The organism is Frigoribacterium sp. VKM Ac-1396 (assembly GCF_015350895.1).
Taxonomy (GTDB): domain Bacteria; phylum Actinomycetota; class Actinomycetes; order Actinomycetales; family Microbacteriaceae; genus Frigoribacterium.
The window spans coordinates 1,096,187-1,117,878 of record NZ_JADKSD010000001.1; the positions used below are offsets into that span (position 1 = coordinate 1,096,187).

Below are 21,692 nucleotides of genomic sequence, written 5' to 3' on the forward strand. Positions count from 1 at the left end.
ACGGGCCCCCGGGTGCGGCTCTCGGCCGGTGCTACCGGTTTCGCGCCCCCCTCGACCGACGTCGGAGGCGGGTGGCCGAGACCAGGCCGAGGCCGATCAGCAGCGCGAAGGCCGCGAGCGAGAGCCCGCCGAGGACGTCGGAGCCCGTGTACGCCAGGCCGGAGGCCCCACCGGTCACGACCGCTCCCCCACCGGCTCCGCCACCGGTGCCCAACCCACCGCCGGCCCCGGGCAGCCCCGGGAACCCGGGGCTGCCCGGCGTACCCGGCGTGCCCGGCGTACCCGGCGTGCCCGGCGTGCCGGGCGTACCCGGCGTGCCCGGCGTGCCCGGCGTGCCCGCGCCCGCCGTGACCGAGAACCCGGTCGTGACCGGGGCCGAGGTGGCCCCGTCGACGGTCTGCGTGGCGGCGACCACGTGCGGCCCGACGCCCACGTCCGTGAACACGACCGTCCAGGCTCCCGTCGCCGGGTCGGCCGTCACGGTCTGCACCGCACCGGCGTCGAGCTGGACGGTCACCGCCGCCCCGGGCTCCGCGGTCCCGACGACCGTGACGGGCGTCGTGCCCGACGTCCCGGCCTGCAGGACCGAACCCGCGACCGGCGTCGTGATGACGACCGGGTCGACCGAGGCGATCACGAGGTCCTGGGTCGCCGTGGTCGTGCCCGAACCCGCGGTCTGCGTCGCCGTGAGGACGTACGCGCCGACCGGCACGTCCGCGAACTCGACCGACCAGGTGCCGTCGTCGCCCACCGTCGTCGTCTGCGTCGGACCGACGCCGAGGTCGACCTCGACGAGAGCGCCGGGCGTGCCGGTGCCCGTCACGGTGAGGTCCTCGACCCCGTCGCCGTCGACGTCGGCGATCAAGGCTCCCGGTGCCGGCGACGTGATGACGACGCCGGCGTCGGTGTTCGCGGGCGCGGTGACCGTGAAGGCGACGGTCTCGGGTGCCGACACCGCGCCTCCCACGGTCTGGGTCACCGACAGCGCGTGCTGCCCCGGCGCGACGCCCTGCAGCGTCGTCGACCAGGCGCCCCCGGCGGGGACGTCGACCGTGACCGGCAGACCGCCGTCGAGCCGGACGGCCACCGTGGCACCCGGCTGGGCGGTGCCGCCGACCAGGACGTCGGCGGTGCCCGCCGGGTCCGAGGGCAGGATGGAGCCCTGCTCGGGCGAGGTCACCACGAGGGGGGCGACCTCGGCGGCGGATGCCACCGTGACGGTCACCGAGGCGGTCCCGGTCACGACCCCCGCGACCGTCTGCTCGACGACCACGGTGCTCGTGCCGACCGGGACGCCCGGCACGGTCACCGACCAGGTGCCGCCCTCGGTCACGGTCGTCGTCTGCGTGGTCCCGCCGACGGTGACGGTGATCGTGGCCCCGGGCTCGCCCGTGCCGGTGACCGGCAGGTCGACGAAGCCGTCGCCGTCCGCGTCCGTCACGAGCTGACCGTCGGCAGGCGAGGTGATCGTCGGTGCGGCCGCGGGGTCGGCCGGGGCGGGCACGACCTCGACCGCGACCTCGACCGGGGCGCTCGTCGCGTCGCCGATCGTCTGCACGACCGAGACCGTGTGCGACCCGGTGCCGAGCACGACGGGCACCTGCCACGAGCCGCCGTCGCCGACCGTCGTGGTGACGGGGTCTCCCCCGTCGACCGTGACGGTGACGGGCGCACCCGGCTGGCCCTGGCCCCGGACGACGACCGGCGCGGTGCCGGCGTCACCCGCCTGGTACTGCTGGCCGTCGGTCGGTGCCGTGACGGTCAGGGGCGCGGCGGCCTCGACCACGACCGTCGTCGTGGCCGGGGCCGACTCGACCCCGGCGACCGTCTGCGTCGCCGACACCACGTGCTCGCCCACGCCGACCCCGGCGAAGGTGGTCGTCCAGGCTCCGTCGTCGTCGACCTCGACCGTGACGGCCGTCCCGTCGTCGAGCGTCACCGAGACCGTCGCGCCGGCCTGCGCCGAACCCGACACCGGCAGATCGACCGTGGCGTCCGCCGACACCACGAGGAGGCGCGTGCCCGTCTCGGGGTCGGTGATCGCGATCGGGTCTGCCGCGACCACCGCGAACGGCTGGGTCACGGGGACCGTCGTGACGGTGCCGTACTGCTGGCCCACCGAGATCGGCCCGGCACCCACCGGCACGGCGTCGAAGGTCGTGGTCCACGCCCCCGTCGTCGGGTCGGCCGGCACCGTCTGCGTCAGGTCGCCGCCGAGCGAGACCGTGACGGTCGCGCCGGGCTGCGCGGTGCCCGACACGGTCACCGGCGTGGTCTCGCCCTCGAGCACGACCACCGTGTCGCCCGGAGCGGGCTCGGTGATCGAGACCGGGGTGCCGACCACCACGTCGAGCTGCTGCGTGACGGGGGTCGTCGAGCCGGCGGGGACCGTCTGCGTGACGACCACCGGGTACGAGCCGACCGGGACGTCACCGACCGTGACGGTCCAGGTGCCCTCGGGGGTCACCGTGGTCGTCTCGGACAGGTCGTCCCCCACCTCGACCACGACGGTGGCCCCGGGCTGACCCGTGCCGGTGACCGTGACGTCGGTGGTGTCGTCGGCGTCGCCGACCACGATCGACGCTCCGTCGGCCGGCGAGGTGACGGTGACCGGAGCGGCGACGTCGACCGACACCGCGCGGGTGACCGGGGTCGACACCGCCCCGTCGACGGTCTGGGTGACCGAGGCGGTGCGGTCGCCGACGGGGACGCCGTCGACCGTCACGGTCCAGGCACCCGTCGTCGGGTCGGCCACGACCGTGCCGACCAGGCCGTCGCCCAGGTCGACCGTGACGGTCGCTCCGGGCTCGGCCGTGCCGGAGGCGACGATCGAGGCCGTGTCGCCCTCGGCGAGCACGACGACCGTCGTGCCGTCGGTGGGCCGGTCCACCACGAGGCCCGCGGCCGCGGCGACCGTGAACGGTCGCGTCGCCGCCTCGGAGGTCGCGCCACGGATCGTCTGGGTGGCGGTGACGGTGTACTCGCCGACGGGGACCCCGTCGACGGTCGTCCGCCAGTCGCCTTCGGGGTCGACGGTGGCCGCGGCCGTGAGGCCGGTGCCGAGCGAGACGGCCACGGTGGCGCCGGGCTCGCCGGTGCCCGAGACGACGACCGACGTGGTGCCGGCCGGGTCGAGCAGCGACACGGTCGCTCCCGGCTCCGGGGCGACGATGACGGGCGCGGCGGGAGCGACGACGACGGACACGTCGCGCGTGACCGGGCTGGACGTCGAGCCGTCGACGGTCTGGGTGACGGCGATGGTGCGGTCACCGACCGGGACGCCGGGCACGGTGGTGCTCCAGGCACCCGTCTCGTCGTCGGCCGTGGCGGTGGCGGTCAGGCCGTCACCGAGGTCGACCGAGATCGAGGCCCCCGGCTCGGCGGTGCCCGAGACGACCAGGTCGGTCGTGGCGTCGGGCGTGGCGACGGCGACGACGGCGCCCGGTGCCGGGGCGTCGATGACGACCGCGGCGGCGGCGACCACCGACAGCGGCTGGGTCACGGCGGGCGAGACCGAGCCGCCGAGCGCCTGGGTGGCGCTCAGCGTGCGATCGCCGACCGTGACGCCGGGGACGACGACGCTCCAGGCACCGGTGGTGCCGTCGGCCGACGTCGAGGCGACGAGGTCGTCGCCGAGGTCGACGCGCACGGTCGCCCCGGGCTCGGCCGTGCCGCTCACGGTGACGTCCGTGGTCGCGGTGGCGTCGGCCACCGTCACCACGTCGCCGGGCGCGGGCTGCAGGACGGTCAGCCCGGCACCCACCTCGATCGTGAACGAGGCGGCGACGGGGGTCGACGTCGTGCCGGCCACGGCTTGCGACGCGGTCACCTGGTAGACGGCGGCCCGCAGATCGGTGAAGAGCACGGACCAGTCACCCGACGCGGGGTCGGCGGTCGTCGTGACGGCCGCGCCGCCGTTCAGCCGCACCGAGACCTCGGCACCCGGCGACGCCGTGCCCGAGACAGGCACGTCGATCGTGCCGTCGGGGTCGAGCACCGTGAAGACGGAGTCGTCCGGGTCGACGATGACGACCGGGGCGGCCGCCGACACCTCGAACGAGGCCTCCTGTGCCGGCGAGGTGGTGCCGCCGATGCTCTGCGTGGCCGACAGGTCGACCGTGCCGACGGGGACGCCGACCACGTCGACCGACCAGGCGCCGGTGGTGGCGTCGGCCGTCACCGAGGCGGTCAGGTCGGGGCCCGTCGCGGGGTCGAGGACCACGTCGACCGTGGCCCCGGCCGCGGCGGTGCCCGAGACCGTCACGGTCGCCGTGACGTCGGGTCCGGCCACGTCGACGACGGCGCCGTCGACGGGAGCCGTGACGACGAGCGGGGCACCGGCGACGATGCTGACCACGCGCGTCTCGGGTGCCGAGACCGAGGTGCCCACCGTCTGGGTCGCGGTGACGGTGCGGGTGCCCACGGGCACGCCGGTGAACGACACCGACCAGGCGCCCGTCGTGGTGCCCGCGGTGACGGTGTCGGTCAGGCCGTCACCGAGGTCGACGCGGACGACCGCTGCAGGCTCGGCCTGGCCCGACACGACGAGGGTCGTCGTCGACGAGGGGTCGGCCAGGACGATCGGCACGCCGGCGGCGGGCGCCACGATCGTGAGGCCCGCCGCCGGGACGACCGTCACGAGGCGCGTGTCGGCCTGCTGGACGGTGTCGCGGACGGTCTGCGAGGCCCCGAGGACGCGCTCCCCGACCCCGATGCCGACGAGGGTCACGGCCCAGGCTCCGGTGGCGGGGTCGGCCAGGGCGGTGCCGGCCTCGACGCCGTCGAGGGTGACGGTGACGAGGGCACCCGGCTGTGCCGTGCCGGCGACCGGGACGTCCTGCGTGACGCCCGGCGAGGCGACGACGTAGCGGACGTCTGCGGCGGGCGTGGTGATGACCACGTCGGTGCCGGCGACGACCTCGAAGGCCGAGGTGACGGGGTCGGTCGTGGTCGTGCCGCCGACCGTCTGGGTCACCGAGGCGAGCTGGTCGCCGACGGGGACGCCCGGGACCGTGACGGTCCAGAGGCCGTCGGGGCCGGCGGTCGTCGGCACGACCGTGCCGGCCAGCGTGACCTCGACGGGTGCGCCGGGGGTGGCCGTGCCGCTCACGACGACGGCCGTGGTCGCCGCGTCCCCGGCGACGGTGATCACGTCACCGGGTGCCGGGGTCGAGATGGTGAGGTCGGCCGCGGCCGAGACCACCGAGAAGCTCGTCGGCCGGGCCTCGAGCAGGACCGCGCCCTGCTGCTGGCTCGCGCCCACGACGTGGTCGCCGACGGCCACGCCGGCCAGCTCGATCGACCAGACGCCCTGGGCGTCCGGCGTGACGGGAGCCTGGTCGACGCCGTCGAGCGTCACGACGAGCGGCAGGAGGGGCACGCCGGTGCCCGACACGGTGACCGGGGTGGTGCCCTGGTCGTCGGCCACCACGATGCGGGTGCCGGGGACGGGCGCCGCGATGACGACGTCACCGCCTTCGACGACGTCGATGTCGACGGTCACGGCCGCCGAGGTCGAGCCGTTGACGCTCTGGGTCGCCGAGACCGTGTGCGACCCGACCGGGACGTCGTCGACGACGACCGACCAGGTGCCCGACGCCGGGACGACCGCCTCGCCGACGAGGCCGTCGCCGAGGTCGACCGAGACGGTCGCCCCGACCTGCCCCGTGCCCGAGACGACGACGGGCGTCGTGCCGTCGGGACCGGCGACGACGTACTCGTCGCCGTCGAGCGGTGCCGTGACGTCGAGGGGCGTGCCCTGGGCGATGGTCAGCGGCTGCGTGACCGGTGCCGAGGTGGTGCCGCCGAGGGTCTGGGTCGCGCCGAGCGTCCGGTCGCCGACGGGGACGTCGGGGATGACGGCCGTCCAGGCACCGGTGACGGGGTCGACCGTGGCCGGCACCTCGAAGCCGGCGCCGAGGCCGACGGTGACGGTGGCCCCGGGGTCGGCGGTGCCGGTGACGGTCACGTCGGCGGTGGTGCCGCCGACGATCGGGATCGTGGCCCCGGGTGCCGGCGTCGAGATGGCGACCGGGGTCCCGGCGACGATCGCCACGACCCGCGTCTGCACGGCCGAGACGGTGCCGCCGACGGTCTGCGTCGCCGAGATCGTGCGCTGGCCGACGGGCACGTCGGCGACGTCGACCGACCAGGCGCCGGTCGTGGCGTCGGCCGTGACCCGCCCGGTCAATCCGTCGCCGAGGTCGACGCGGACGTCGGCCCCCGCCTCGGCGGTGCCCGAGACGGTCAGGGTCGCCAGGGAGGCGCTGCTCGCGACGCGCACCGTGGTGCCCTCTGCGGGGGCCTCGATGACGAGCGGGTCGCCGGCGGCGATCGTCAGCTGCTGCGTGACCGGCACCGAGACGACCCCGGCGACGGTCTGCGTGACGCTGATCGTGCGGGTCCCGACCGGCACGGACGAGACGGTCGCCGTCCAGGCACCCGTCCCGTCGGCCGTCGTCGACGCGACGTAGCCGTCACCCAGGTCGACCTCGACCGGGGCGTTCGGCTCGGCGGCGCCGGTCACCGTGACCGGGGTGGTCGAGGAGGGGTCGGCGACCGTCAGCGTCGCGCCGGGCGCCGGCGTCGCGATCGTGACCGGGGTCGCGGCCACGAGGGCGAAGTCGGTGGTCTGCGGGGCGGACACCGCGCCTCCTACCGTCTGCGTCGCGGTGGCCGTGTAGGCGGCGACCGGCAGGTCCGCGAAGGTCACGGACCAGGTGCCGTTGGCGGCCACCGTGGCGGTGAGGTCGCGGCCGCCGCCGAGCGAGACGGCGACGGGGGCACCGGGCTGCCCGGTGCCCGAGACCGTGACGTCACGGGTCGAGTCGGCGCCGGGCAGACGGTACTGCGTGCCCGAGGTCGGGCTCGTGACCGTGAGGCCGGCGCCGGCGACGACGCTGAAGGCCCGGGTGACCGGTGCCGACACGTCTTGGCCGACGGCCTGGGTGACCGAGGCGGTGTACGAGCCCACGGGCACGTCGTCGACCGTGGTCGTCCAGCTGCCGTCGGTGGCGACGACGGCGGTGGCCGTGCGGCCGCCGCCCAGGTCGACCGAGACGGTGGCCGTCGGCGTGCCGGTGCCCGAGACGATCACGGGCGTCGTGGAACCCGCGTCGAGCACGGTGAAGACGCGACCGGCCGTGGGCGTCGTGACGACGAGGGGCTGCTGGGCGACGACGGTGAAGTCCCGGGTGACGGGACCGGTGGTCACGGCCCCGAGGGTCTGGGTCGCGGAGGCGCTGTAGGCCCCCACGGGCACGCTCGCGACGGTCACGCTCCAGCTGCCGTCGGCGGCCACCGTGCCGGTGCCCGTGCGACCGGCACCGAGGTCGACCGTGACGGTCGCGCCCGGCTCGCCGGCACCGGTCAGCACGACGCTGCGGGTCGCCCCGGGGGTGCCGGGCACCACGAAGACCTGCCCGGCGGTGGGCGTGGCGATGCTGAGGGGAGCCAGGGCCGCGGCGCGGACCGTGGAGGTCGCGAGGTCGACCCGCGAGGCGTTCACGAGCGGCAGCACCGAGAGGCTCACGGCGTGGACGGAGCTCGAGCCCGCGTCGGTGCCCCGGGCGTCGCGGAAGCCCTCACCGTCCTGGGCGTTGATCGTCACGCGGACGAGCTGGTTCAGCAGCGAGGTCAGCGGCGCGAGGGTCGTGACCACCGCCGCGGTCGTGGTGCGGAGGGTGGTCGTGGTGGCGGCGAGCGCCGTGCCGTCCACGAGCGGCGAGTAGAGGCCGCCGACCGAGCCGAGCAGGGTGCCGACGACGGGCAGGAGCGCGCCGCGGAGGGTGGCGGCGCCGAGCGCACCGACCAGGCCCGACCCGGTCACGGTGGTGGCGGTGGCCGGGACCGTCCCGTCGAGGAGCTGGCCGATGGTGGTGACCGTGCGCGTCGACAGGGTCTCGTTGGCGGTCGCGAGTCCGAGGTCGATGCGCAGCGCGATCCGCAGGTCGACGGTCGCCGCGGTGGCGCGCACGGCGGCGTTCGCGGCGGCGACGAGGTTCGTCGGCAGCTGGTTCTGCAGGATGTCGGTGACGCCGTTCGTGATGGCCGTGATCGTCGCGGGGCTCAGGAGGTCGCTGTTCGCGGGCAGGCCGTTCAGGGCACCGAAGTCGACGACGACCTGGCCCGTGCTCGGCGTGATCGTCACCGGGCCCGAGGTCAGGGGCCTCGCGAGTTCGGTCGAGATCGTCGAGTCGAGGTCGACGGTCGCCGTCACCCCGACGACCGGCTGGCCGAGGGTGACCGCGCCCCCGAGGGGCAGCCCGTTCACGGCCGTGGTGAGCGGTGCGGTGATCGAGGTGGCGAGCCCCGTGACGGCACCGCTGCCGGCGACCGCGTTGACCGTCGATCCGAGCCCGGTCACCGTGCCGCGGAGCGACGTGGTCACACCCTGGACGGCCGGGCTCGTCATCGTGTAGCGGGCCCCGGCGACCTGGTAGGCCGTCGTCGGCGCCGTGGCGGTCGCGCCGCGCTGCTGGGTGATCTGGGACGACAGCGCGCCGAGACCCAGTCGGACGTCGCTGAGCACGCCGTTCGTCGCGGGGACGGACGCGAGCAGGGGCTGCAGGTTCAGCGTCGCCCCGGTGCCGGGGGCTCCGCTGCCCGTGGCGATCGAGCCGTCGGCCCCGATGAGGCCGGCCGAGGCGGTGGCCGACGTCGCGGTGGCGCTCGCGTACTGGCCGTCGACGCCGAGGGTCACCAGCCCGTTGCCCCCCAGCAGGCGGATGCCGTTGCCGAGGCCGACCGTGAGCGCGTTGACGGCGGTGAGGTTCAGGGGGTTGCGCGACGTCGGCGGGTTCTGCGTGGTGCCGAAGGCCGAGTAGGCCCCGCCGAGGGCGGCGACCTGGTCGAGCGCGACGATGCCCGAACCGCCGAGCAGCGAGGCCTCGGCCTCGCTGCGGTCGGTCGTGGCCGCCTGCGCGGGGACGACGACGACGAGCGCGCCGACCACCGCCGCGACGACGGCCGCCGCCGTCGCCTTCAGTGCGCGGGACGCGTGGGAGCGGCGGGGACGCTCGATCGCCTGGCTTCGCATGGGTGTGCCTCTTCCTGACGGGACGAGCCCGCCGCCTGATCCGAAGAACTCCCGCTGGTGAGGCGGGAGGTGCTGCTGTTCTCTTGTGGTGCCGCGGTGACGGCGCGGTGTGCGGTCGAGCCGCCCGCCTCGTCGTCGTCCGGGGACGACGACGAGGCGGACGGGCCTACCGCGCGGTGCGCGGGCTCGTTCGCCTGGTGCGGGTGCTGCTGACGTGCCGTGGTGAGGGGCTCATCGGTCCTGATCCTGATCGTGTGGTGCGACGACGTCGTCGCGGCGTGGTCGCACCGTGGTGAGCGGTGCGGCCGGAGCGGTGGTTGGTCGCTCCCGACGAGCTGGTTCGGTCTCGTCGTCCGTCGAGCATAGGGGCGATCGCGCGCATCGCGCACCCCACGAAGGGGGGCCACGGGAACCGCGCCCCGTCAGGCACGTGAGGGGTGGGCGGAGCTTCGCTCCGAAAAGAGGAAAGACCCCTCACGCACCCGCCAGAGCCCGGTTACCCTTGCTGCATTTCTGCCCTGGGGGAGTTGGCCTGGATGACGCCACGTGAGGAGCCTCGACGAGTTTAGCGGCAACTGAACGGTCCCCGCGACCCGGGGTGTTGCCTGGGGGCATGAGAATCGTCATCGCCGGAGGGCACGGCAAGATCGCCCAGCTCCTCGAACGCCGACTCGCCGACGCCGGGCACGACCCCGTCGGCATCGTCCGCAACCCCGACCACACCGCCGACCTCGAGACCGCCGGGGCGCGTGCCCTGGTGCTCGACCTCGAGCAGACCGACGTCGACACGCTCGCCGGCCACCTCGACGGGGCCGACGCCGTCGTCTTCGCCGCCGGCGGCGGAGGGGGCAGCGGCGCCGAGCGCAAGCTGACCATCGACCGCGACGGTGCCGTGCTGCTGGCCGACGCCGCCGAGAAGGCGGGCGTGACCCGTTACGTGATGGTCTCGGCCATCGGGACGGACGACTACGACCCCGCGCGGGCCGAACTGCCCGCCGAGAACGACGACGACGTGTACCAGGTGTACATGCGCGCCAAGAGCGAGGCCGACGCCGACCTGCGTCGCCGCGAGGGCCTCGACTGGACGATCGTCCGCCCCGGTGGCCTGACCGACGACGCCGGCACCGGTCAGGTCTCGGTCGGCACGACCGTCGAGCGCGGCAGCATCCCCCGCGCCGACGTCGCCGAGATCATCGCCACCGCCCTGATCGAGGGCACCGCCGTCAAGACGCAGTTCGAGGCCGTGTCGGGCGACGTGACCGTCTCGGACGCGCTGGCGACCATCAAGTACTGACCCGCGCCTCCTGGTCGCCACCTGGCGACCGGAGGACGAGAGCCCCGGAGGCGCGACCTGCGCACCGGGGCTCTTCCGCGTCGCCGGGGTGGCCGGGTCGTGCGCCGGCCCGACGCCTCAGCTGAGGGCGGCCGCCTGTCGGGCGATCTCGAGCTCTTCGTTCGTCGGCACGACGAGCACCTGGACCGGGGCACCGTCGGGCGAGATGAGGCGGGCCTCGCGCGAGGCCAGCTCGTTGCGGTCGTCGTCGACGTGGATGCCGAAGAACTCGAGGCCGAGCAGCGTGCGACGACGCAGCAGGGCGTTGTTCTCGCCCACGCCCGCCGTGAACACGACGGCGTCGAGGCCACCGAGCTGCGCGACGTAGGCGCCGACGTAATGCCGGATGCGGTGCCGGTACACGGCGAGCGCCGCCTCCGAGACGGCGTCGCCGCGGGACGCGCTGTCTTGCACGTCGCGCATGTCGCCGCTGCCGGTCAGGCCGAGCAGGCCGCTCTTCTTGTTGAGCAGCGCTTCGAGTTCGTCGAAGTCGAGCCCGGCCTCGCGGTGCAGGTGGAACACGGCCGCCGGGTCGATGTCGCCGGACCGGGTGCCCATCACGAGGCCCTCGAGCGGGGTCATGCCCATGCTCGTCTCGATCGAACGGCCCCCGTCGACGGCGGCGACCGAGGCCCCGTTGCCGAGGTGCAGCACGACGATCTTCAGTTCGGACAGGGGCCGACCGAGGAACTCGGCGGTCTTCTCGCTGACGTACTTGTGCGACGTCCCGTGGAACCCGAAGCGGCGGACGTGGTGCTTCTTCGCCAGGTCGGCGTCGATCGCGTAGGTGTAGGCGGCGGGGGCGAGCGTCTGGTGGAACGCGGTGTCGAAGACGGCGACGTGGGGCACGTCGGGGAAGGCCTCTTTCGCGGCTCGGATGCCCTGGAGGTTGGCCGGGTTGTGCAGGGGGGCGAGGGCCGACAGGCGGTCGATCGCCTTCTCGACGTCGTCCGTGACGACCGTGGCGCGGTCAAACTCTTCTCCGCCGTGGACGACGCGGTGGCCGACGGCGACGGGCGGGTACTCGGCGAACGACGGGCCGTGCGCGTCGAACGCCGCGAGCATCGCGGCGAACCCGGCGGCGTGGTCGACGATCGGTTGGGTGTCGTTGCGGGTCTCGTCGCCCGTGACCTCGTTGCGGTGCCGGGTCGAGCCGACGTCCTCACCGATGCGCTCGACGAGGCCGCTAGCGAGCGTCCGCTCGCCGTCGAGTTCGATCAGCTGGTACTTGAACGACGACGAGCCGGAGTTGACGACGAGGACGGTGCTCACGAGGGGGCTCCTTCGGGGGTGGGGGTGGTCGGCGCCGGGGCGACCGGTGCCGCGGGGGCGTTCTCGGCGGCCTGCGTGCCGGCCTGCGTGCCTGCCTGGATGGCCGTGATGGCGACGGTGTTGACGATGTCACCGACGAGGGCGCCGCGCGAGAGGTCGTTGATGGGCTTGCGGAGGCCTTGGAGGATGGGGCCGATCGCGACCGCACCCGCGCTGCGCTGCACGGCCTTGTAGGTGTTGTTGCCCGTGTTGAGGTCGGGGAAGATGAACACCGTCGCGCGACCGGCGACCTCGGACTCGGGCATCTTGGCGGCCGCCACGGTCGGGTCGGCCGCGGCGTCGTACTGGATGGGCCCCTCGACGAGCAGGTCGGGGCGGCGTTCGCGCACGAGGGCGGTGGCGGCGCGCACCTTCTCGACGTCGGCGCCCGAGCCGCTGTCGCCGGTGCTGTAGCTCAGCATCGCGACGCGCGGCTCGATGCCGAACTGCAGCGCCGTCTGCGCCGACGAGATCGCGATGTCGGCGAGCTGCTCGGCGGTCGGGTCGGGGATGACGGCGCAGTCGCCGTAGACGAGCACGCGGTCGGCGAGCGCCATGAGGAACACGCTCGACACGACGCCGACGTCGGGCAGGGTCTTGATGACCTCGAAGGCGGGGCGGATGGTGTGCGCCGTGGTGTGCTTGGCGCCGGACACCATGCCGTCGGCCAGGCCCAGCTTCACCATCATCGTGCCGAAGTACGAGACGTCGGTGACCGTGTCCATCGCCTGCGAGACCGCGATGCCCTTGTGGGCGCGCAGCTTGGCGTACTCGGTGGCGAAGAGCACCTGGAGGCTCGGGTCGAACGGGTCGAGCACGCGCGCGGCGGCGAGGTCGAGGCCGAGCTCGGCGCCGCGGGCGCGGATCGCCGTCTCGTCGCCCAGCAGTGTGATGTCGGCCACCCCGCGTTGCAGCAGGGTCGAGGCCGCCCGAAGGATGCGGTCGTCGTCGCCCTCGGGCAGCACGATCGCCTTGCGGAGCCCCCGTGCCCGTTCGAGCAGCTGGTACTCGAACATGAGGGGCGTGACGACGCCGGACGGGCTCACCTGCAGCAGGCGCAGCAGCTCGGCACCGTCGACGTGCGTCTCGAACAGGGCGAGGGCGAGGTCGTACTTGCGAGGCGAGTCGGCGGCGAGTCGGCCGCGGGTCTGCGTGATGGCCAGGGCGGTGTCGTAGGTGCCGGTGGTCGTGGTGGCGACCGGCAGCGGGCTGTCCAGGCCCTCGAGCAGCCGCTCGACCTGCGGGGCGAGGGCGAAGCCGCCGTTCAGCACGATGCCGGCGAGCGACGGGAACGTCTCGGAGGCGTGGGCGAGCACCGTGGCGACGAGCACGTCCGACCGGTCGCCCGGCACGACGACGACGGCGCCCTCGGTGAGGCGGGGCAGCACGTTCTCCATCGACATGGCGGCGACCACGACGCCGAGGGCCTCGCGGTCGAGCAGGGCGTCGTCGCCGCTCAGCAGCGTGGCCCCGGTGGCCTGCAGCACGGCCCGCATGGTCGGGGCGACGAGCACGCGGTCTTCGGGCAGCGTCCAGATCGGCACCCGCCCGGTGGGCGAGGACTCGAGGGCGTGCCCGATGCCGTCGACCACCTCGTCGAGGTGGTCCGGGTCGACCCGGTTCGCCACGACCGCCAGCAGGCTCGCGTGCTCGGAGCGCAGTTCGGCCGTGGTCAGCTCGGCGACCTGGCGCATGTCGGCACCGGTGCGCCGGGTCTGCCCGTCGGCACTGCGGCCGCCGAGCACGAGCAGCACGGGGGCGCCGAGGTTGGCGGCGATGCGGGCGTTGTACGACAGCTCGGTCGGACTGCCCACGTCGGTGTAGTCGGAACCGATCACGACGACCGCGTCGCACTGGCGTTCGACGGCCGCGAACCGGCTGACGATCGTCGCGAGCGCGGCGTCGGGGTCGGCGTGCACCGCGTCGTAGCTGACGCCGACGCACTCGTCGTAGGCGAGGTCGACGCTGTCGTGCGACAGCAGCAGCTCGAGCACGTAGTCGCGTTCGTCGGTCGAGCGGGCGACGGGTCGGAACACCCCCACGCGGCCCACCTCGTGGCTGAGCGTGTCGAGCACGCCGAGCGCGATCGTGGACTTGCCCGTGTGGCCTTCGGCTGAGGTGATGTAGATGCGTGTCGACACGCCCGCCAGCCTACGGGCGGCAGCCTTCGAGCCGCCGGGGAGACGTGCCTCGCCCGGGGGCCGTAAGATCGGCGCGTGGCCACCCCGAGGAAGACCCGGACGGCGCGGTTCACCCGCGACGACGCCCTCGCGCGCGCGGTCGCCTCCACCCGCCTCGAGGGCGGGTCGCTCTCGGATGACCAGCGCCGCCTGATCGAGCGCTACCAGGCCGGCGAGCTCAGCGCCGACGACGTGACCGACCGCGTGGTCTCGGCCGCCCAGACCGAGCAGTGACGGACGATCCGTACTACTGGCCGGGCACGGTCGTGCTCGCGAACGCCTTCGACATCCACGACGCCGACGAGCTGCGCCGGGTCGAGGACGACCTCGCCGGCACGGTGCTCGCCCTGCTCGACGCCGTCGACCTGCCCGACGAGTACGGCCGTGAGCTGCTCTGCGCGATCCACTCGACCGTCTTCGGGCTGATCTACCCCTGGGCCGGTCGGCTGCGGACGGTCGGCATCACCAAGGGCGTGGGCTCGTTCACCCCGCCAGAGCACCTCGACGCCGCACTGCACCGGTTCGAGGACGACCTGGCCGAGGCCCCCGACGGCTCCGACCGCCCGGCCTTCGTCGCGGCGCTCGCCCGCCTCTACCGCGACCTCAACCACGTCCATCCGTTCCGCGAGGGCAACGGCCGGGCGCAGCGGGCCTTCTGGGACCTCTGGTGCCACGAAGAGGGCTACCGCCTCGACTGGGCCTCGGTCACGAAGGACGAGAACGACTCGGCCTGCCGGGCGGGAGACGCCGGTGACCTGGCGCCCCTCGAGGCGATGTTCGACCGGGTGCTGCTGCGCGCCTCCTAGGCTGTCGGCATGCTGATCCGCACCGCGACCGAGGCCGACCTGCCCGGCGTCCTCGAGATCCACGCCGACGCCGTCGCGCACTCGAAGGCCATCTGGACCGACGCCACGCCGACCCTCGAGGGCCGTCGCGAGTGGCTGACGACACACCAGGAGGCGCGGCGCGGCGCGATCGTCGCGGTGGACGGCGACGTGGTGGTCGGCTACGGCAGCTACGGCCCGTTCCACGCCAAGGACGGCTACCGGCACACCTGCGAGAACTCGGTCTACGTCCGGCCGGGCCACCAGGGCGAGGGCATCGGCCGGGGGTTGCTGACCGAGCTGGTCGAGCGGGCCACGCGCGACGAGCTGCACGTCATGGTGGCGCTGATCGAGGCGGGCAACGAGGCGTCGGTGCGCCTGCACGCGTCGCTCGGCTTCGAGGACGCCGGCGTGCTGCGCGAGGTCGGCACGAAGTTCGGCGAGTGGCTCGACCTCCGCTACATGACCCGCCCCCTCGCCTGACCCCGAGCACCCATCCCGCGAGGCCCACGCCTACCCGTCCGCGGCCAAGCCGCAGCGCCCGGAGGGCGCCAGAGCAGCCGTCCGCGGCGAAGCCGCAGCGCCCGGAGGGCGCCAAACCAGCACAGAGCGACGAATGGCCCTCCCGTAGGGAAGGGCCATTCTGTCGCGGAGGATAGGGGATTCGAACCCCTGAGGGCTTGCACCCAACACGCTTTCCAAGCGTGCGCCATAGGCCACTAGGCGAATCCTCCAGGGCGGGCACACGGCGGACCGGCGCACGACCGAGACCAGCGTACCGGACTCCGCGGCGCCTGGCGGACGCCCCGTGTCGGTCCGGCTCATGAGGCTCCCTCATGGCTACGGTCGGGGCATGACCGACGCGCACCGCCCCTCCTCGGAGCACCTCGACGCCGCCGCCCTCCCGCCGCGCGCCCGCACCGTCGTCTCGGCCCTGCGCGCCGCCGGCGCCGAGGGCGAGGTCCGCGCGTTCGACGAGTCGACCCACACGGCCGCGCAGGCCGCCGCCGCCCTCGGCTGCGAGGTGGGCGCCATCGCCAGCAGCCTCGTGTTCCGCACCGGCGACGAGGCCCTGTTGGTGCTCACGAGCGGCGCCCACCGGGTCGACACCGACCTCGTGGGCTCGACGCTCGGTCTCGGCCCGATCATGCGGGCGAACGCCGACCAGGTGAAGCGCGCAACCGGACAGGTGATCGGCGGCGTGGCGCCGCTCGGGCACCCCGCCCCGGTGCGGACGCTCGTCGACACCGCCCTGGCCGCGCACGACGTCGTCTGGGCGAGCGCCGGCACGGCGAACACCGTGTTCGCGAGCAGCTTCGACGAGCTCGTCCGGGTGACGGGCGGCACCCCGGTGCGCGTCGCCGACGACGACCTCTGAGCCGGGCCACCCGTAGCATCGACGCATGCCACCCCTCTCGTCCGCCCGCGTCGACGCCTGGCTCTGGGCCGTCCGGCTCTACAAGACCCGGTCGGCCGCGAACGCCGCCTGCCGCGCCGGTCACGTCCGGGTGAACGGAGACCGCGTGAAGGCGGCCCAGGCCGTCCGCCCCGGCGACGAGGTGCGGGCCCGCATCGCGGGCTTCGAGCGCATCGTCGTCGTGAAGACCTGCCTGGTGAAGCGCGTGGGCGCTCCCGCCGCGGCCGAGGCGCTGACCGACCTGACTCCCCCGCCGCCCCCGCGCGAAGAGGTCGCCGCCGTGCCCGTCCGCGACCGCGGGGCCGGGCGCCCGACGAAGCGCGACCGGCGCGAGATCGAGCGGCTCCGCGACCGCGCCGAGAACTGACACTCACTCGACTCCCCCGATCGTGGGCTCCCCGCACTGGGGTGGATCGAGCCGGTTTCTGTGCGTACGCATCGTCTACGCTGAACAGGCGGCGCTGCCCCGACAGCAGCAGCCCCGGGTCGGGGGACCCGGGGTGACGCCCACCTCTGGGGGACGACATGAGCACGACCGACGCGGCGACGCCGACCGAGCGGGGCAACGTCACGGTGCGACCCCGGCGCGAGCTCGCCCGGGGCGCGACCCTGACCGGCGTCTTCAGCCTCTCCCCCGTCCTCGTCGCCGTGCTCTGGCTGACCCTGCCGACGGGGCACCAGAACGGCGTGCTCGCGGTGGCGGTCGGCGTCGTGGTGATGGGGCTGTTGATGTACTGGCGCTACCGCCTCTCGTACGCCGCCGTCACCCGCACCGAGTTCGTCAAGCGCGGTTGGCTGCCCGGCTTCGTCCGCCTGCGTCGCGACGACGTCGACACGCTCGTGCTCGTCCGCACCTACCGAGACCACTCGACCGAGACGGTCACCCAGCTGCTCGCCCTCGACGACGAAGGGCGACGACTGTTCCGCATGCGCGGCACCTACTGGTCCGAGGCGTCGGTCGAGGCCGTCGTCGAGGCCCTCGGGATGCCGACCACCGTCGTGCCCCGCCCGCTGACCCGCCGCGAGTTCTTCGCGGCCTACCCCGACAGCCCCTACTGGTACGAGAGCCGACCGTGGATCGGCGTCACGATCGCGGGCGCCCTCTTCGCCCTGGCGACCGGGACGCTCGCCCTGCTCTTCCAGGTCTTCGGCAGCAGCGTCTGAGGCAGCCCACGCACCGTGGCGCCGGGACGTCGGCGCCCCGGGGCGCCGCCTAGCGTCGGCGCAGCGTGCCGAAGATCCCCTTGACGACCTCGCGGACGACGGCCTTGCCCGCGCTCGACCCGAGCACCTCGCCGAGCAGCCCCCCGGACGACCCCGACGAACGGGACCCGGACGAACGCGAACCCGAGGAGGCGCGGGTCGTCCCGCCCCGCCCGGCGCGTGCCTTCGCGGCCGCTCGCTCGGCACGCTCGATTTCCTTCTGCTGACGTTCGTACTCGGCCTGGGCGGCCTTCCGCTCCCGCTCGGCGGTGGTCGCCGCCTTGGCGTCCGCCTTCTCGCGTGCCGCCGCCTCCTTCAGCTGGGCCTCGATGGTCGCCTGCCGGGCCGCCGCGTCCGTCCGCTCGCGGTCGTCGAGCGCCGCGGCCTCGAGCTTTCGCGCGAGCATCTCGCGGGCCGAGTCGCGGTCGATCGCCGCGCCGTACGCCGCGATCAGCGGCGAGGCCGCGACGGCGGCCGTCATGACGTCGGCAGGGGTCGGCGACATCGATCCGCGGGGGGCCCGGAGGCGCGTCCAGGCGACCGGGCTGGGAGCGCCCTTCTCGTTCATGACCGTCACCACCGCCTCCCCGGTGGCCAACGTCGTGAGCACCTCGGCGAGGTCGTAGTCGCTCGTCGGGTACGTCGACACCGTGGCCCGCAGGGCCTTCGCGTCGTCGGGGGTGAAGGCTCGCAGCTGGTGCTGCACGCGCGAGCCGAGCTGGGCGAGCACCTCGCCGGGGACGTCCTTCGGGGTCTGGGTGACGAAGACGATGCCGACGCCCTTCGACCGGATGAGGCGCACGGTCTGGGTGATCTGCGCCAGGAACTCCTTCGACGCGTCCTTGAAGAGCAGGTGCGCCTCGTCGAAGAAGAAGACGAGCTTCGGCTTGTCGAGGTCGCCCACCTCGGGCAGGTCGTTGTAGAGGTCGGCGAGCAGCCACATCAAGAAGGTCGAGAACAGTGCCGGCTGGTCGTGGACGCCCGGCACCTCGAGCAGGCTGACGATGCCGCGACCGTCCTCGGCCGTGCGGAGGAACTCGGCGGTGTCGATCTCGGGCTCGCCGAAGAAGGCGCCGGCGCCCCGGTCGGCGAAGGTGATCAGCTCGCGCAGGATGACCCCCACGGTCTGCTTGCTCAACCCGCCGAGGCCCTCGAGCTCTCCCTTGCCCTCGTCGCTCGTCAGCCACGACAACACGGCCCGCAGGTCGGCCAGGTCGAGCAGCGGCAGCCCGGCCTGCTCGGCGTAGTGGAACACCAGGCCGAGGCTGCTCTCCTGCGTGTCGTTGAGGCCGAGCACCTTGCTGAGCAGCAGGGAGCCGAACCCGCTGACCGTGGCCCGGACGGGCACGCCGGTGCCCTTGCCGCCCAGGGCGAAGTACTCGGTCGGGGCCGCCTGCGGCGACCAGTCCTGCCCGATGCCCCGCGTCCGCGCGAGCAGCTTGTCGTTCGCCTCGCCCGGCGTCGCGATGCCCGAGAGGTCGCCCTTGACGTCGGCCGCGAACACCGGCACCCCGGCGGCCGAGAGCTGCTCGGCCAGCACCTGCAGGGTCTTCGTCTTGCCCGTGCCGGTGGCCCCGGCCACGAGCCCGTGCCGGTTGAGCATCGACAACGGGATGCGCACGGGGACGTCCGCCCGGGCCTCGCCGTTCACCAGCGCACCGATCTCGAGCGCCGGGCCGTCGAAGCCGTAGCCCGCCCGGACGACGTCGACGGCCGACTCGTCGAGTGGCCCGCCGGCCGGCGTCGGCAGCCCCTCGACCGGGCTGCCCGCGACGGGTTCGGGTTCGGTGAGCCCCGCGTCGGCCGCGGCATCGGCGACGTCCGCCTCGGCGGCCGCCTGCTCGGGGTCGGGGGCGGCGGGGGCAGCAGCGGGGGCCGCGGCCTCGGGGGCAGCAGCGGCGGACGCAGCCGCCTCGTCCGCGAGTTGCTCGGCTCGCGCGAGTGCCGCCTCCGCGTCCTGCTTCGCCTTCTCGGCGGCGGCGACCGCGGCGGCGGCCTCCGCCCTGGCCTGCTCGAGCGCGTCCGTCATGCCGCCAGCCTAGGCACCCCCGCCGTCGCGGTCCGGGCGAGTTCGTCGCCCCCGGGCCGTCGCGTCCGCCCGTGTGCCACGAACACGCCCGCCGATGGCGCGTCGACCCCCGGCAGACGACGCCGTGCCCGAGTCCGCCGTGACGGTCAGGCGCTGCGGCCCTGCCAGATCCAGCCGCGGCCGCGGACGCGCTCCTGCTCGGCGAGCAGCCAGTGCGCCACCGGTGCCCACAGCACGACGGCCACACCGGCGCCGATCAGCAGGCCCCCGATGGTGTCGGTGAGCCAGTGCGCGCCGAGGTAGGTGCGACTCAGCAGCATGAGCAGCGTGTAGACCACGCCCGCGACCCACACCCAGACGCGCCGCAAGATCACCCCGAGCACGACGGCCAGGGTCGCGGCGTTGGCGGTGTGGCCCGACGGGAACGACCCGTAGTCGCTCACCACGAGGATGTCCGCGGGGCGGGCCCGGCCGAAGGTGTGCTTGACGACCTGCACGACGCCCGCGCTGACCGCGCACGCAGCGATCCAGTACAGCGCGGCCCAGGGGCGACGCCGCAGCAGGAAGACCGCGGCGACGCCCAGCGGCACCACGAAGACCCCGACCACCCCGGCGCCGATCGAGTTGAAGATCAACGACGGGACGTCCCAGAACGGGCTGCGGTGCTCGACCAACTCGCCCATGAAGCGCTCGTCGACCCCGATCACGCCCGCGCGCGCCGTGATGACGACGCCGAGCAGCAGCACGACCCCGATCGCCCCGAGGGCGCTGAACACCCACCACCGCCGCTGGACGCGGCGCGCCACCCGCTCTTCGGTCGGGGACGCGGGCTTGGGGGCGAGCGGGTCGGTGCGCATCCCCAGACGGTACCGGGAGGCGCGGGCCGGCGACCGCGCGGTCACACCGCGGCGGCCGCCCGGGTCGCCCGAGGAGGCGCGGGTCAGCGACCGAGCGCCGGCACCGTCCGCGGGCGCACCAGCAGCCACAGGCTCGCGATGGCCACGCACGAGGTGGCGATCATCACGCTGCCCATCGGCACGGCCGACCCGATGCCCAAGAACCCGACCACCGGCGAGATGAGGCCCGCCAGGCCGAAGTTCAGCGCGCCGAGCAGCGACGCCGCCGTCCCGGCCTCCTTGCCGTGGTTGGCGAGCCCGAGCACCTGCACCTGCGGGAACGAGAAGCCACAGGCCGCGATGAAGAACCACAGCGGCACGAGGATGCCCACGAGTCCGGCGCCGAGCGAGTCGAGCACGACGATCGACGCGGCCGAGAGCAGCAGCACGACGGTCGAGCAGGCGAGGATCCACTGCGGCCCCACGCGACGGGCCAGCCGTGAGCTGATCTGCACGCCCGCGACGATGCCGAGCGAGTTGATCGCGAACAGGTAGCCGTACTGCTGCGCGTTCAGGCCGTAGACCTCTTGGAACAGGAACGACGAGGCCGACAGGTACGAGAACAGGCCCGAGAAGACCATGGCGCCGATCAGCGCGACGCCGACGAAGATGCGGTCGCTGAAGAGCACCTTGTAGCGCTGTCGCAGGGTGCTGTGCCCGGCCTCCGCCCGTCGCGCCGGCGGCAGGGTCTCGACGATCAAGAAGATCGCGGCGATGATCACGAACGCGCCGTACGCCACTAGGAAGACGAAGATGCCGCGCCAGCTGGTGAAGGCGAGCAGCTGCGACCCGATGACGGGTGCCACGATCGGGGCGAGCCCGTTGACCAGGGCGAGGCGGGAGAGCATGCGCACGAGCGGCAGGCCGCCGAACAGGTCGCGCACGGTCGCCATGGCGACGACGCCACCGGCGGCCGCGCCCATGCCCTGCAGCACGCGGAACACCGCGAGCAGCTCGATGGTCGGCGCGCTGGCCGCACCGATGCTGGCGAGGATGTGGACGGCCGTCGCCACGATGAGGGGCGTCCGCCGACCGACCTTGTCGCTCCACGGCCCGACGAGCAGCTGCCCGACCCCGAAGCCGATGGTGGTCGCGGTCAACGTGAGCTGGATGACCCCGCTGTCGACCGAGAAGTCGCGGCTGAGCTCGGGGAACGCCGGCAGGTAGAGGTCGATCGTGAACGGCCCCAGCGCGGTGAGCGCGCCGAGCACGACGACGTAGACGAGCCGCTGGCGGCGGGTCAGGGAGTCACCCGGGTGGACGACGGTGGTCACGAGGCAGGTCCTGTCTGGTGGGGGTCACGGTGGGGTGGTCGAGGGCCGGCGGACGCCACGGGGCGCGGCCACGACGAGCCGACCGGCTCACGGGTCGAATCGATGCGATCGCGCCGACGCGCACGACCACCGCGTGGTTCGAGGGGATGGAGGAGGGAGGGGGACGGCGTCGGTGCACGACACCCGTC

13 protein-coding genes, 1 tRNA gene and 1 other RNA gene are annotated in these 21,692 nt (G+C 74.1%); 7 read left to right on the forward strand and 8 right to left on the reverse strand.

The genetic code is table 11. The annotated features are described in order from the left end of the window. Positions 1–31 precede the first annotated feature (31 nt). A complete protein-coding gene (locus ITJ55_RS05055; RefSeq protein WP_194594345.1) occupies positions 32–9,037 on the reverse strand; it encodes a choice-of-anchor G family protein in 9,006 nt (3,001 codons plus the stop codon). Positions 9,038–9,499: 462 nt separating this feature from the next. Continuing rightward, positions 9,500–9,596, reverse strand: an RNA gene (gene ffs / locus ITJ55_RS05060) — signal recognition particle sRNA small type. A gap of 54 nt (positions 9,597–9,650) precedes the next feature. Here ffs and ITJ55_RS05065 point away from each other — a divergent pair. Further along, positions 9,651–10,331, forward strand: a complete 681-nt coding sequence (locus ITJ55_RS05065; RefSeq protein WP_194594346.1) for an SDR family oxidoreductase — start codon at positions 9,651–9,653, stop codon at positions 10,329–10,331. 117 nt (positions 10,332–10,448) lie between these two features. Here the strand turns inward: ITJ55_RS05065 and ITJ55_RS05070 are convergent, their stop codons facing one another. After that, the gene (locus tag ITJ55_RS05070; protein WP_194594347.1) at positions 10,449–11,642 is read right to left on the reverse strand and encodes an acetate kinase; all 1,194 of its coding nucleotides are present in this window, start codon (positions 11,640–11,642) and stop codon (positions 10,449–10,451) included. Then, the gene (gene pta / locus ITJ55_RS05075) at positions 11,639–13,822 is read right to left on the reverse strand and encodes a phosphate acetyltransferase (protein WP_194594348.1); all 2,184 of its coding nucleotides are present in this window, start codon (positions 13,820–13,822) and stop codon (positions 11,639–11,641) included. Before pta ends, ITJ55_RS05070 begins: the two co-directional genes overlap by 4 nt. A 75-nt stretch (positions 13,823–13,897) precedes the next feature. On the opposite strand from pta, the gene ITJ55_RS05080 reads away from it, so the two are divergent. From ITJ55_RS05080 to ITJ55_RS05090, 3 genes are read left to right on the forward strand one after another with little or no spacing between them, the layout of a single operon-like run. Further along, positions 13,898–14,095 (forward strand): antitoxin VbhA family protein, encoded by a 198-nt coding sequence (locus ITJ55_RS05080; protein ID WP_056257705.1) that lies wholly within the window; start codon positions 13,898–13,900, stop codon positions 14,093–14,095. Then, the gene (locus ITJ55_RS05085) at positions 14,092–14,667 is read left to right on the forward strand and encodes a Fic family protein (protein ID WP_194594349.1); all 576 of its coding nucleotides are present in this window, start codon (positions 14,092–14,094) and stop codon (positions 14,665–14,667) included. Before ITJ55_RS05080 ends, ITJ55_RS05085 begins: the two co-directional genes overlap by 4 nt. 9 nt (positions 14,668–14,676) lie before the next feature. Beyond that, on the forward strand, positions 14,677–15,168 hold the full coding sequence (locus ITJ55_RS05090; RefSeq protein WP_194594350.1) for a GNAT family N-acetyltransferase: 492 nt from the start codon (positions 14,677–14,679) through the stop codon (positions 15,166–15,168). 166 nt (positions 15,169–15,334) lie between these two features. On the opposite strand, the gene ITJ55_RS05095 is transcribed toward ITJ55_RS05090, so the two are convergent. Next, positions 15,335–15,419: transfer RNA gene (locus ITJ55_RS05095), tRNA-Ser, on the reverse strand. A gap of 119 nt (positions 15,420–15,538) precedes the next feature. Here ITJ55_RS05095 and ITJ55_RS05100 point away from each other — a divergent pair. The 3 genes from ITJ55_RS05100 (at position 15,539) to ITJ55_RS05110 (ending at position 17,266) form a co-directional block, all read left to right on the forward strand. Beyond that, positions 15,539–16,063: a YbaK/EbsC family protein gene (locus ITJ55_RS05100; protein WP_056257716.1), complete on the forward strand. Its 525-nt coding sequence runs from the start codon at positions 15,539–15,541 to the stop codon at positions 16,061–16,063. A gap of 25 nt (positions 16,064–16,088) precedes the next feature. After that, positions 16,089–16,469, forward strand: a complete 381-nt coding sequence (locus ITJ55_RS05105; protein WP_194594351.1) for an RNA-binding S4 domain-containing protein — start codon at positions 16,089–16,091, stop codon at positions 16,467–16,469. A 158-nt stretch (positions 16,470–16,627) separates the two neighbouring features. Then, positions 16,628–17,266 carry a hypothetical protein gene (locus tag ITJ55_RS05110; protein WP_194594352.1) on the forward strand — a complete coding sequence of 213 codons (639 nt, stop codon included), beginning with the start codon at positions 16,628–16,630 and terminating at the stop codon, positions 17,264–17,266. Positions 17,267–17,315: 49 nt separating this feature from the next. Here the strand turns inward: ITJ55_RS05110 and ITJ55_RS05115 are convergent, their stop codons facing one another. From ITJ55_RS05115 to ITJ55_RS05125, 3 genes are all read right to left on the reverse strand, one after another. Further along, on the reverse strand, positions 17,316–19,334 hold the full coding sequence (locus ITJ55_RS05115; RefSeq protein ID WP_194594353.1) for a helicase HerA-like domain-containing protein: 2,019 nt from the start codon (positions 19,332–19,334) through the stop codon (positions 17,316–17,318). A gap of 146 nt (positions 19,335–19,480) precedes the next feature. Then, entirely contained in the window at positions 19,481–20,191 is a 711-nt protein-coding gene (locus ITJ55_RS05120) for a phosphatase PAP2 family protein (protein WP_194594354.1), read from the reverse strand. Positions 20,192–20,274: 83 nt separating this feature from the next. Next, positions 20,275–21,504, reverse strand: a complete 1,230-nt coding sequence (locus ITJ55_RS05125; protein ID WP_194594355.1) for a multidrug effflux MFS transporter — start codon at positions 21,502–21,504, stop codon at positions 20,275–20,277. Positions 21,505–21,692: the final 188 nt, after the last annotated feature.

Bases quoted from the DNA above. Each gene is read 5' to 3' on its own strand.
- ITJ55_RS05090 (WP_194594350.1), top strand. From the start codon at position 14,677: ATGCTGATCCGCACCGCGACCGAGGCCGACCTGCCCGGCGTCCTCGAG.
- ITJ55_RS05065 (WP_194594346.1), top strand. From the start codon at position 9,651: ATGAGAATCGTCATCGCCGGAGGGCACGGCAAGATCGCCCAGCTCCTC.
- ITJ55_RS05105 (WP_194594351.1), top strand. From the start codon at position 16,089: ATGCCACCCCTCTCGTCCGCCCGCGTCGACGCCTGGCTCTGGGCCGTC.
- ITJ55_RS05110 (WP_194594352.1), top strand. From the start codon at position 16,628: ATGAGCACGACCGACGCGGCGACGCCGACCGAGCGGGGCAACGTCACG.
- ITJ55_RS05100 (WP_056257716.1), top strand. From the start codon at position 15,539: ATGACCGACGCGCACCGCCCCTCCTCGGAGCACCTCGACGCCGCCGCC.
- ITJ55_RS05115 (WP_194594353.1), bottom strand. From the start codon at position 19,334: ATGACGGACGCGCTCGAGCAGGCCAGGGCGGAGGCCGCCGCCGCGGTC.
- ITJ55_RS05120 (WP_194594354.1), bottom strand. From the start codon at position 20,191: ATGCGCACCGACCCGCTCGCCCCCAAGCCCGCGTCCCCGACCGAAGAG.
- ITJ55_RS05055 (WP_194594345.1), bottom strand. From the start codon at position 9,037: ATGCGAAGCCAGGCGATCGAGCGTCCCCGCCGCTCCCACGCGTCCCGC.